Raw genomic sequence first — 13,194 nt, 5'->3', positions numbered from 1 at the left:
ATGTCGTCTCATTACGAAGCACCCATTAGAAAACCTTTAGTTATAGGTGATAAATCATATCACGATGTAACTGTAGATGTGGCAGCGCCTGTTGAAGGACCTGCAAATAAACAATGGTGGATTGTATTTACAATCGCATTAGTAGCCTTCCTTTGGGGGTTAGGTTGTATAATTTACACCGTATCTACCGGTATCGGAACATGGGGATTAAATAAAACAGTTGGTTGGGCTTGGGATATCACTAACTTCGTTTGGTGGGTAGGTATTGGTCACGCCGGAACATTAATTTCTGCGGTATTATTACTTTTCCGTCAACGTTGGAGAATGGCTATTAACCGTTCTGCGGAAGCCATGACTATTTTCTCGGTAGTACAAGCAGGTTTATTCCCAATTATTCACATGGGTCGTCCATGGTTAGCATATTGGGTATTACCTATTCCAAACCAGTTTGGATCTCTTTGGGTAAACTTTAACTCACCATTACTTTGGGACGTATTCGCAATTTCAACGTATCTTTCAGTATCATTAGTTTTCTGGTGGACTGGTTTGTTACCTGACTTTGCAATGCTTCGTGATAGAGCTATTACTCCATTTAATAAAAGAGTTTATTCTATCTTAAGTTTTGGATGGAGTGGTAGAGCTAAAGATTGGCAACGTTTTGAAGAAGTATCTTTAGTGTTAGCTGGTCTAGCTACTCCTCTTGTACTTTCAGTGCACACGATTGTATCTATGGACTTTGCTACTTCTGTAATTCCAGGATGGCATACAACAATTTTCCCTCCTTACTTCGTTGCTGGAGCGGTATTCTCAGGATTTGCGATGGTAAATACATTGTTGATCGTAATGAGAAAAGTTTCTAACCTTGAAGCATACATCACATTACAACATATCGAGTTAATGAATATCATTATCATGATTACAGGATCTATTGTTGGTGTGGCTTATATCACTGAGTTATTTGTAGCTTGGTATTCAGGTGTAGAATATGAACAATATGCATTCTTAAACAGAGCTACTGGACCTTACTGGTGGGCATATTGGTCAATGATGACATGTAACGTGTTCTCTCCTCAGTTCATGTGGTTCAAAAAATTAAGAACAAGTATCATGTTCTCATTCATCATCTCGATTGTAGTAAACATCGGTATGTGGTTTGAAAGATTTGTAATTATTGTTACTTCTTTACATAGAGATTACCTTCCATCTTCTTGGACAATGTTCTCACCAACATTTGTTGATATTGGAATTTTCATTGGAACAATTGGTTTCTTCTTTGTATTGTTTTTATTATACTCTAGAACATTCCCTGTAATTGCTCAGGCAGAGGTTAAAACAATTTTGAAAGGAACAGGAGATAATTACATTAGAGAAAGAGCAAACAGTAAAGATTCACATCATGAGTAATAAAGTAATATACGCCATTTATAATGACGATGATATTTTGATGAATGCAGTAAAGAAAACTAGAGCTGCACATCATCATATTGAAGAAGTTTTTACTCCATTCCCAGTTCACGGATTGGATAAAGCTATGGGCTTAGCGCCAACAAGATTAGCAATTTGTGCGTTCCTTTATGGATGTGTTGGAATTTCTGTTGCAACATTTATGATGAGTTATATCATGATTCACGATTGGCCACAGGATATTGGTGGTAAACCAAGTTTTAGTTTCATTCAGAATATGCCTTCTTTTGTGCCAATTATGTTTGAGATGACTGTATTTTTCGCTGCTCACTTAATGGTAATTACTTTTTATATGAGAAGTAGATTATGGCCATTTAAAGAAGCTGAAAATCCAGATGTAAGAACTACAGATGATCACTTCTTAATGGAAGTGGCAGTAAATGATAACGAAGCAGAATTAGTTTCCTTCTTCGAAGGAACAGGAGCTGTTGAAGTTAAAGTAATAGAAAAGAATTAATTGTAGCTATGAAAAGGATATATAAAATAACACTTTTAGTTGGTATAACTATTTTAGTTTCATCTTGCCACAATAATTCGGCACCGAACTATCAGTATTTCCCAAATATGTATGAATCTGTTGCTTACGAGCCATATACAGAAGCTAAAATATTTAAGGGAGGAAAAGAAGGACAGCTTCCTGTTGCAGGAACTATCAATAGAGGTTTTGAACCTTATGAGTATGAAAATTCAACTGCTGGTTATGAATTGGCGAAAGCTAATTTAAAATCTCCTTTGGATTCTATCGAAAGAAATTCTGGAAAAGGAAAAGAACTTTTCGAAATTTACTGTATTAGCTGCCATGGTGCAACTGGAAACGGTAAAGGTAAATTGGTTGAAAGAGAAAAATTTCTTGGAGTACCTAGCTATAAAGACAGAGAAATCACTGAAGGAAGTATCTTTCATGTTGAGACTTATGGTTTAAATGCAATGGGTTCACATGCAAATCAATTAAGTGCTCACGAACGTTGGTTAGTTGCTGACTATGTTCTGAAACTAAAAAGCCAATTATAATTGTTGAACAAACTGATCGTAATAGATATGTATACATTTTCAAGTAAATTAAAAACTTTTTCTATCATCTTAATGGCCGTTGGTATATTAGGAATTGGGTATGGTTTTTTAAGTGCGCCAAAAGATATTCAAGAAGTTGAAAAAATACTAGCTGCAGATGAACATGGTTCTCATGGTACTGCACATGAAGAGAAAGCGGAGGCATCTCACAAAGAAGCAGGTCATCATGAAGCTGCTGCTGAAGCATCACATGATTCTCATAAGGGAGCAGAACATGCAGAAGTTTCTGGTGCAAATGAGCACGAAAAACATTTAGAGCACGTATTGCACCAATTGCAAAACAAGCCATGGTCTGCAGTATATGTAGCTTGTATTTTCTTCTTACTGCTTTCAATGGGAACTTTAGCTTTCTATGCTATTCAACAAGTTGCGCAAGCAGGTTGGTCTCCAGTTTTGTTTAGAGTAATGCAAGGTATTACAGCTTATTTACCAGCTGGTTCTATTATCTTTTTCATAATCTTAGTTTTATGTGGATTGCACTTCAATCATATTTTCGTATGGTTAGGTGAAGGAGTAACTGATCCTAAAGACGCAAATTATGATGCTATTATCGCTGGAAAATCAGGATATTTAAATTTTCCATTTTGGATTGTAAGAGCTTTTATCTTTTTATTAGGATGGAATATCTACCGTCATTTCTCTAGAAAAAACTGTTTAGCACAGGATGAGGCAAATGATGATCTTTACTACAAAAAGAATTTCAAAGCTTCTGCAGGTTTCTTAGTATTCTTCATCGTTTCTGAGTCTATCATGGCTTGGGATTGGATTATGTCTTTCGACCCACACTGGTTTAGTACTTTATTTGCTTGGTATGTATTTGCTTCTTTCTTTGTAAGCGGTATTACAGCTATTGCTTTGGTAACTATTTATTTAAAATCTAAAGGATATTTAGAGTATGTAAATACAAGTCATATCCATGATTTAGCTAAATTTATGTTTGGTATTAGTGTTTTCTGGACTTACTTATGGTTCTCTCAGTTCATGTTAATCTGGTATGCTAATATTCCTGAAGAGGTAACATATTTTGTAACAAGAATTCAATTGTATAACCTTCCTTTCTTTGGAGCGGTTGTTATGAACTTTGTTTTCCCATTATTAATATTAATCAATACTGACTTTAAACGTCTTAATTGGGTAATTGTAATGGCAGGTGTTGTTATCTTACTTGGTCACTATGTTGATTTCTTTAATATGATTATGCCTGGTACAGTTGGAGATAAATGGTTTATTGGTGTTCCTGAAATTGCATCGGTTCTTTTCTTCTTAGGATTGTTTATTTTCGTAGTATTTACTGCATTAACTAAGGCGCCTCTGTTAGCAAAAAGAAATCCTTTCATTGAAGAAAGTAAACATTTTCATTATTAATATTTAAAGAAATAAACAGATGACAAGTTTGTTGGTAATTATAGTTGTAGTTTTATTAGCAGTTGCATTATGGCAATTGACCAAGATATTTGATCTTACTCAAGTAGGAGCATCTTCGGACGATTCTCAAGTTGCATCGGATAATGATAATAATATCCAAGGATATATTATGTTCGGTTTCTTAGCCTTCATTTATATATTTACTATTTATGGTTTATTAAAATGGGGTAATTTGGCACTTCATACGCCAGCTTCAGAGCATGGTCTTTTAGTAGATAATCTGATGAACATTACTTGGGTTTTAATTTTCACTGTTCAAGTTATCACTCAAGGTTTACTATATTGGTTTTCTTTTAAAAATAGAGGACATAAAGATAGAAAAGCATTGTTCTTTGCTGATAGTAATAAATTAGAGGCAATTTGGAGTATCATTCCTTCTGTAGTTTTAGCTTGTTTAATCCTTTACGGATTATATGCTTGGAACAATATCATGTTTGTTGATAAAGACGAAGATGTAGTTGAAATTGAATTGTATGCTCAGCAGTTTAAATGGACTGCTAGATATGCAGGACAAGATAATGTTTTAGGAAAAGCTAACGTTCGTTTGATTGAAGGTATCAATACTTTAGGTGTTGATATGTCAGATCCGAATGCTCAAGATGATATCGTTGTTACTGAATTACATATTCCTAAAGGTAAAAAAGTTCATTTCAAAATGCGTTCTCAGGATGTATTGCACTCAGCTTATTTTCCACATTTTAGAGCACAAATGAACTGTGTTCCTGGTATGGTTACTGAGTTTGCTTTTGTTCCTACTTATACTACTTCGGAGTATAGAGAATTACCTTTCATGGTAGAGAAAGTGGCTCATATCAATAAACTTAGAGCTGAGAAAAGTATTGACTTAGTTGCAAAAGGAGGAACAGCTTTAGATCCTTACACATTTGATTATTTATTATTATGTAATAAAATCTGTGGAGCTTCTCACTATAACATGCAAATGAAAGTTGTTGTTGATACTCCTGAAGATTACAAAAAATGGTTAAGTGAAAAAACAACTTTAGCTCAGGATATTAAAGCAGCAGCAGCTGCAGAAAAACCAGCTGAAGGAGCTGCTCCAACTGATACTACTGCAAAAGTAATCGATACTGTGAAAACAGTTGTTGATACTGTAAAAGCGGCAGTAGCTAAAGTTGCAATGAAATAATATTATTAAGAAAATTTAAAGTACACATATATGTCAGCAGAAGCGCACGATCACGATCACGGACACGATCACGAGCACGAACATCATCATAAAGATACGTTCATTACTAAATATATTTTTAGTATTGATCACAAAATGATTGCTAAGCAATACTTGATTACTGGTATTATTATGGGAATCATTGGTATTGCTATGTCTTTGCTTTTTAGAATGCAATTAGCGTGGCCAGAGGAGTCTTTCAAGATATTCAATGTTTTATTAGGAGATAAATTTGCACCTGATGGTGTAATGGCAAATGATATTTATTTAGCTTTAGTTACAATACACGGTACCATAATGGTATTCTTTGTATTGACAGCAGGTTTAAGTGGAACATTTAGTAATTTACTTATTCCTCTTCAGATTGGAGCAAGAGATATGGCTTCTGGTTTTATGAATATGATTTCATACTGGTTGTTTTTCTTGTCTGCAGTTATTATGTTGTCTTCTTTATTTGTTGAAGCTGGACCAGCATCTGCAGGTTGGACAATCTATCCTCCTTTAAGTGCATTACCACAAGCAATTCCTGGATCTGGAGCTGGTATGACTTTATGGTTGGTATCTATGGCTATTTTCATCGCATCTTCATTGATGGGATCTTTAAATTATATTGTTACTGTAATTAATTTACGTACTAAAGGAATGTCTATGACTAGACTTCCTCTTACAATCTGGACTTTCTTTGTAACTGCTATTATTGGTGTTATTTCGTTTCCAGTATTATTATCTGCAGCTTTATTATTAATTTTTGATAGAAGTTTTGGTACTTCATTCTTCTTATCTGATATTTATATCGCAGGAGAAGTTTTACATTACCAAGGTGGTTCTCCAGTGTTATTCGAGCACTTATTCTGGTTCTTAGGTCACCCTGAGGTTTACATCGTAATTTTACCAGCAATGGGACTTGTTTCTGAAATTATGGCTACGAATGCTCGTAAACCAATCTTTGGATATAGAGCGATGATTATGTCAGTTCTTGCAATTGCATTTTTATCTACTATTGTTTGGGGTCACCACATGTTTATTTCAGGTATGAATCCATTTTTAGGATCTGTATTTACTTTTACTACTTTATTGATTGCAATTCCATCTGCTGTAAAAGCTTTCAACTGGATTACAACTTTATGGAAAGGTAACTTACAGTTCAACCCTGCAATGTTGTTCTCTATCGGAATGGTTTCTACTTTCATCACTGGAGGTTTAACTGGAATCATTTTAGGAGATAGTACTTTAGATATTAACGTTCACGATACTTACTTTGTTATTGCGCACTTTCACTTAGTAATGGGTATCTCTGCACTTTACGGAATGTTTGCTGGTATTTACCACTGGTTCCCAAAAATGTACGGAAGAATGTTAAATAAAAACTTAGGTTATATTCACTTCTGGATTACAGCAGTTTGTGCTTATGGAGTTTTCTTCCCAATGCACTTTATTGGATTAGCTGGTTTACCAAGACGTTATTATACAAATACTAATTTCCCATTATTTGACGATTTACAAAATGTGAACGTTTTAATTACAACGTTTGCTCTTGTAGGAGGTGCATTCCAGTTAGTATTCTTATACAACTTCTTTAGCAGTATTTTCTACGGTAAAAAAGCAACTCAGAATCCTTGGAAATCTACAACTTTAGAGTGGACTACTCCAGTTGAACATATCCACGGAAACTGGCCAGGAGAAATTCCTCACGTGTATCGTTGGCCGTATGACTATAGTAACCCAAATCATGATGTAGATTTTGTACCTCAAAATGTACCAATGAAAGAAGGTGAAGAAGTTTTACACCACTAAAAAAATAATTAAAAGACTATCAGTAATGATAGTCTTTTTTTTGTTAGTTAAAATTTTAATCGTTCAGGTTTACTGTTTTACAAACTAATTACTTTCTATATCTTTGTAGGATGAATGAAAATCTAGATCCTACTACTAAAGGATATAACTCAGAAGAGTTAGATCTCGAAAAAAGATTGCGTCCGCTATCATTTGATGATTTTGCTGGACAAGATCAAGTTTTAGAAAATTTAAAAGTGTTTGTTGCTGCAGCTAATCAAAGAGGTGAGGCGCTTGACCATGCTTTATTTCATGGACCTCCAGGATTAGGTAAAACTACACTTGCCAACATTCTTGCCAATGAATTAGAAGTTGGTATAAAAATTACTTCTGGACCAGTTTTAGATAAACCGGGGGACTTAGCTGGTCTACTTACTAATCTGGATGAAAGAGATGTTTTATTTATTGATGAGATTCATCGTTTAAGTCCTGTGGTGGAGGAGTATTTATATTCTGCAATGGAGGATTTTAAGATAGATATTATGATTGAATCTGGACCCAATGCAAGAACTGTTCAAATCAATCTAAACCCCTTTACATTGATTGGTGCTACAACAAGATCCGGACTTTTAACGGCACCTATGAGAGCCCGTTTTGGAATTTCTTCGCGATTACAATATTATACTACAGAACTTTTAACTACTATTGTTGAAAGAAGTGCTTCAATTTTAAAAATGCCAATTGCATTAGATGCGGCTATTGAAATTGCAGGTCGTAGTAGAGGAACTCCTCGTATCGCTAACGCTTTACTTCGAAGAGTTCGTGATTTTGCACAAATTAAAGGGAATGGTACTATTGATTTAGAGATTGCTCGTTATGCTTTAAAAGCATTGAACGTTGATGCGCATGGTCTTGATGAAATGGATAATAAAATTTTGTTAACTATTATCAATAAGTTCAAAGGGGGGCCGGTTGGACTTTCAACTTTGGCAACGGCTGTATCTGAAAGTAGTGAAACAATAGAAGAGGTATACGAGCCCTTTTTAATTCAGGAAGGATTTATTATGAGGACACCTCGTGGTAGAGAAGTTACTGATAAGGCTTATAAACATCTTGGAAAAGTAAACATTAATAATCAAGGGGAATTATTTTAATACTGATAGAATGTCTATAAGTAAGAAATATAATTATCCGCCAAAACTCTCTATTTTTAGTTTTTTTGTTGATGCGGAAGGAGTTCGTCGAAATCCAATACCGTATCATAAAAATTATTTTGAGCGTTTTGGAGATTCATTTGCTATAAGAATTGGAAAGTCGAGACACATTATCTTGTCAAGAGACAATGATGTTGCTCAATATATACTTCAGAAGAACCATAAGAACTATCATAAATCTAAGTTTCAATCTGTTTATTTATCTAAATATTTAGGTAAGGGTTTATTGACTGTTGATGGAGAATATTGGTTAAAGCAAAGAAGACTTATTCAACCAGCATTTCATAAACAAAAAATGAATCAACTGATTGAAAATATGAATGCAACAATTGTTTCTGAATTGGAATCATTAGCAGTAGATAAAAAAACTGATCTTTTTCCTGTAATGAGTGAATTGGCTTTTAATGTTGTTGCGAAATCATTATTTCAATTTTCGATTGAAAAAGAAAAACTAGATCGTATTAAATATATAATTGAGGCAGTTCAGAACTTCTTAATTAAGGAAATTAGATTACCACATAAGACATGGTGGTTTTCTATTAGTGGTCAAGTAAAGAAACATCTTGAATTGGCTGAAGAAAACAATAAAATTATTAGGGAAATTATTGAAGAGAGAACAGCTTCAAAAGTTGAAGTAAATGATTTACTTAACATGCTTTTGGAAACTCGTTATGAAGACACTGGAGAAGGGATGTCTATTGAACAATTGATTGATGAAATAAAAATTCTTTTTATAGCCGGTCATGAAACTACAGCAAATGCCCTAACTTTTACTTTGCACTTGTTAGGAAATCGTCCAGATGTCCAAGAGAAAATAAGGAATGAAATTAGTAAAATTGAGTCAGAAACTGATGAGACTGCAGAGCAACTTCAAAAAATGGTGTATACAAATGCTGTTTTGAATGAGTCCATGCGATTGTATCCGCCAGCTTGGATTACAGATAGACAAAATGTTGAAGACGATAGTTTAGGGCAGTTCAATATAAAAAAAGATACTTTGATAGGAGTTTCATTTTATGAATTACATCGTAATCCTAAGTATTGGCAAAACCCTGATAATTTTGATCCAGAACGTTTTTTAGGAGAACAGAAAAAACAATCTATGCAGTATTTCTATCCTTTTGGAGCAGGGCCTAGAATGTGTATTGGGGCAGGTTTTGCTATTTACGAAATGTGCTTGGTTATTTCATACATTATAAAAAAATATAAAATTAAGTCGCTTAGTACGGATGTTAATTTTAATCCATTAATTACTCTAAAACCTGTTGGCGTAGAAGTGGTGTTTTCTGAAAGATAATGATTAATTCTAAAGAAAAATATTCAAAATTTATTAAGGAAGAAGCAAAGAGACTTGGTTTTTTATCTTGCGGTATATCAAAAGCTGGATTTTTAGAACAAGAAGCTCCAAGACTGGAAAACTGGTTAAAGAATAATCGAAATGGTCAAATGACTTATATGGAAAACCATTTTGATAAACGATTAGATCCAACTTTATTAGTAGATGATGGTAAAAGTGTAGTGTCATTGCTGCTTAATTATTACCCAGATAAAATTCAGAATGATGAGAGCTTTAAGATTTCAAAGTATGCCTATGGTCAGGATTACCATTTTGTAATTAAAGATAAATTAAAAGAGCTTTTGCATACTATTCAGGAAAATATTGGGGATGTATCCGGTCGCGCTTTTGTTGATTCTGCGCCAGTTTTGGATAAAGCTTGGGCAGCAAAAAGTGGTTTAGGCTGGATTGGGAAAAATAGTAATTTACTAACTCAGAAAGTAGGTTCATTTTACTTCATAGCCGAGCTTATCATTGATCTAGACTTAGAATATGATCATGCAGTAACGGATCACTGTGGTTCTTGTACAGCTTGTATTGATGCTTGTCCCACGCAGGCAATTGTGGCTCCTTACATTGTGGACGGTAGTAAATGCATTTCATACTACACTATTGAATTAAAAGAAAATCTTCCTATTGAAATGAAAGGAAAATTTGATGAGTGGATGTTTGGTTGTGATACCTGTCAAGACGTTTGTCCATGGAATCGATTTTCTAAACCGCATTCAGAACCTTTGTTTAGCCCTAATCCCGATTTGCTCAATTTCAGCAAAAAAGATTGGATTGAAATTACGGAAGAAACGTTTAGACTTGTTTTTAAAAATTCTCCAATTAAAAGAACAAAGTTTGAAGGATTAAAGCGTAATATTAAATTTTTGGAGTAACAATTGTGAAGAATAAAATTAGTTTGTAAGTAAATGATTTTTAGTTGTTTAGTTGTGTTGTAATAAGTAAAAACTTATTTTTTAATTCCTATAATTTATTGCTTTTTTGTCAATTTTTTCTGTAAGAATTTGATTTATTCATAATTCTTTAAGAATATATGACCTCTTCATTATCAAATTATTATGTTTTTTTGTTATAATTTACTCTGAACAGTTGTTAAATATTGCTGTTCGACGAGTTTATGTGCAGTTTATCGAGTAATCTCTTTGGAATTTCGTGTTTTATCTACTTTCGTCGTTCCAAAACTACTTTTATAAACTTAAAACACAATTACGTGTATTTGAACCTATCATGACTATGGTCCAAACGCTACTATGTTCATTTAGAAATCTTTCCAGGATTTTAAATGATTTTACGAAATCCAATCATCACTTTTTTTCGTATTTCCCCTATACGCTAGAAACTATCATCGGTTTTTTAGCGTCTAGATTTTCTGTTCCACAAAATCAAGTTGTCTATGCCTAACTCTACTTTTAAAAAGTTTAATTTATTTAAGCTATTTTTTGTCGTTTTATTATTTTTGGCTACCAGCCAAGTAAGAGCTCAGTTTCCTTATTTTCAGTCTTTTAAAAATACTACTGCGCCGGGTGTGCAATTTGGAGGAACTCCAGGTGCATTTCTGACAGCACCCTCAATTGATACTGATGGGAATGGATATTTAAGACTTACTAGTAATCAAGGAGATCAAAAAGGTATAATTTATTCAAACTCGTATGCATTTCCATCTGCATATGGTCTAAATATTTCGTTTGAATACTACACATACGGTGGAAATGGAGCTGATGGTATAGCATTTGTACTGTTTGATGCTTCTGTTACCAATGTAGTACCAGGTGCATTTGGAGGATCATTGGGTTATGCACAGCGAAATAGTGAAGCGGGATTTTCAGGAGGGTACTTAGGTATTGGTATTGATGAATATGGTAATTTCCCAAATAGAAATGAAGGAGGTAAAAATGGAGGTGTTGACGATAGGTTGCCTAATAATATTACATTGCGTGGACAAGGTTCGGGGACAACAGGTTATCCGTATCTTACAAGTGTTCAGACGACTGCCTTAAATCCTTCATTTACAATTGCAGGAGGAAACAGAGCCGCTACTTCAACAGCATCTACAGGATTTAGAAAGGTAGATATAAAACTTACGCCAAGAGCTTTAGGTGGATTTTTTGTTACTGTTACTGTAACGAATGGTGGTACAATTAGTACTGTAATTAATAATTTTGCATATACGACGGTAAGTCCATCTAATTTAAAATTTGCTATTGCTTCATCTACAGGGGGATCTAATAATTATCATGAAATTAGAAATTTAGATATTAAAGTTGATTCGGCTACTTTGCTAAATCCAATTGCTGTATCTGATAGTTTTACAGGATGTAAAGGTGTAGATGCTACATCTGGTGATATTACTGCAAATGATAATGGTTCTGTAAATACTTTAGGAACGGTTAACAAATCTTCTGTGGATTTAGATCCAGCTACAGCGGGTACTCAAAGCTCGATAACTGTTGCCAACAGAGGTACTTTTACATATGATTCTTCAACTGGAGCGGTAACATTCTCTCCAATAAACAATACTATTGTTGGTCCAATTACGATAAATTATACTTTTAATGATACTTATGGGAAGACTTCAAATACTTCTACAATTACTTATAACACACATGCAGCAATAACGAACAATACGATTACTGCACCTAATACAACAACTTTTTGTGGAAGTGGTACGCCTGGAACCATTAATGGTTCGGCAGCCACAGGAGGAACTACTACAACATTAAATTATCAATGGCAGAGTAGTTCTAATAATAGTACTTTCAACAATATTAATTCTGCTACAGGTCAAACTTATAATCCAGGTACTGTTTCATCAACAACATATTATAGAAGAGTTGTGACTTCTGCTACATGTCAGGATTTTAGTAACGTTGTAACAATCACAGTTGATCCAACCCCTACGTCTTCCAACGCAGGCTCAAACCAGACCCAGTGCGAAACGGCTACGGCAACCCTTGCGGGTAACGCACCTACGGTTGGTACTGGAACGTGGACACTGGTAAGCGGTACGGGAACGATCACTACACCATCTGCGCGTAATTCAGGAGTAACAGCTTTGGGCTATGGTGCTAACGTATTCCGTTGGACCATCAGCAACGGCAGCTGTACATCGTCGAGTTCTGAGATGACCATAACAAGAAACCAAACCCCTACGGCTTCCAACGCAGGCTCAAACCAGACCCAGTGCGAAACGGCTACGGCGACCCTTGCGGGTAACGCACCTACGGTTGGTACTGGAACGTGGACATTGGTAAGCGGTACGGGAACGATCACTACACCATCTGCGCGTAATTCAGGAGTAACAGCTCTGGGTTATGGTGCTAACGTATTCCGTTGGACGATCAGCAACGGCAGCTGTACATCGTCGAGTTCTGAGGTGACCATAACAAGAAACCAAACCCCTACTGTTTCCAACGCAGGATCAAACCAGACCCAGTGCGAAACGGCTACGGCGACCCTTGCGGGTAACGCGCCTACGGTTGGTACTGGAACGTGGACACTGGTAAGCGGTACGGGAACAATCACTACGCCATCATCAAATACATCAGGAGTAACGGCTCTGGGCTACGGTGCTAACGTATTCCGTTGGACCATCAGCAACGGCAGCTGTACATCGTCGAGTTCTGAGGTGACCATAACAAGAAACCAAACCCCTACTGTTTCCAACGCAGGATCAAACCAGACCCAGTGCGAAACGGCTACGGCGACCCTTGCGGGTA

The 13,194-nt window shown here is 35.2% G+C and carries 10 protein-coding genes; all 10 read left to right on the top strand.

Going from position 1 to position 13,194, the window contains the following annotated elements; genetic code table 11:
- Positions 1–1,404 carry an NrfD/PsrC family molybdoenzyme membrane anchor subunit gene (nrfD, locus tag K6T82_RS14955; protein WP_109191792.1) on the top strand — a complete coding sequence of 468 codons (1,404 nt, stop codon included), beginning with the start codon at positions 1–3 and terminating at the stop codon, positions 1,402–1,404.
- A complete protein-coding gene (locus K6T82_RS14950; RefSeq protein WP_223707127.1) occupies positions 1,397–1,921 on the top strand; it encodes a DUF3341 domain-containing protein in 525 nt (174 codons plus the stop codon). Before nrfD ends, K6T82_RS14950 begins: the two co-directional genes overlap by 8 nt.
- Before the next feature lie 8 nt (positions 1,922–1,929).
- Positions 1,930–2,475, top strand: a complete 546-nt coding sequence (locus K6T82_RS14945) for a c-type cytochrome (protein ID WP_057117453.1) — start codon at positions 1,930–1,932, stop codon at positions 2,473–2,475.
- Positions 2,476–2,502: 27 nt separating this feature from the next.
- Positions 2,503–3,900 carry a quinol:cytochrome C oxidoreductase gene (locus K6T82_RS14940; RefSeq protein WP_223707125.1) on the top strand — a complete coding sequence of 466 codons (1,398 nt, stop codon included), beginning with the start codon at positions 2,503–2,505 and terminating at the stop codon, positions 3,898–3,900.
- A gap of 19 nt (positions 3,901–3,919) precedes the next feature.
- On the top strand, positions 3,920–5,107 hold the full coding sequence (locus K6T82_RS14935; RefSeq protein ID WP_223707123.1) for a cytochrome c oxidase subunit II: 1,188 nt from the start codon (positions 3,920–3,922) through the stop codon (positions 5,105–5,107).
- Between the two features lie 30 nt (positions 5,108–5,137).
- Positions 5,138–6,940, top strand: coding sequence for a cytochrome c oxidase subunit I (locus K6T82_RS14930; RefSeq protein ID WP_223707121.1), 1,803 nt, complete (start codon positions 5,138–5,140; stop codon positions 6,938–6,940).
- A 110-nt stretch (positions 6,941–7,050) separates the two neighbouring features.
- Positions 7,051–8,073 carry a Holliday junction branch migration DNA helicase RuvB gene (gene ruvB / locus K6T82_RS14925; RefSeq protein ID WP_223707119.1) on the top strand — a complete coding sequence of 341 codons (1,023 nt, stop codon included), beginning with the start codon at positions 7,051–7,053 and terminating at the stop codon, positions 8,071–8,073.
- Positions 8,074–8,083: 10 nt separating this feature from the next.
- Positions 8,084–9,430, top strand: a complete 1,347-nt coding sequence (locus tag K6T82_RS14920) for a cytochrome P450 (protein ID WP_223707117.1) — start codon at positions 8,084–8,086, stop codon at positions 9,428–9,430.
- The gene (queG, locus tag K6T82_RS14915) at positions 9,430–10,353 is read left to right on the top strand and encodes a tRNA epoxyqueuosine(34) reductase QueG (protein WP_223707115.1); all 924 of its coding nucleotides are present in this window, start codon (positions 9,430–9,432) and stop codon (positions 10,351–10,353) included. Before K6T82_RS14920 ends, queG begins: the two co-directional genes overlap by 1 nt.
- A gap of 518 nt (positions 10,354–10,871) precedes the next feature.
- A partial coding sequence (locus K6T82_RS14910; RefSeq protein ID WP_223707113.1) for a hypothetical protein occupies positions 10,872–13,194 on the top strand: 2,323 nt, incomplete at its 3' end.

Origin of the sequence: Flavobacterium potami (genome assembly GCF_020026915.1) — a bacterium.
Lineage (GTDB): Bacteria > Bacteroidota > Bacteroidia > Flavobacteriales > Flavobacteriaceae > Flavobacterium > Flavobacterium potami.
This window is presented reverse-complemented; position numbering and strand designations above follow the sequence as displayed.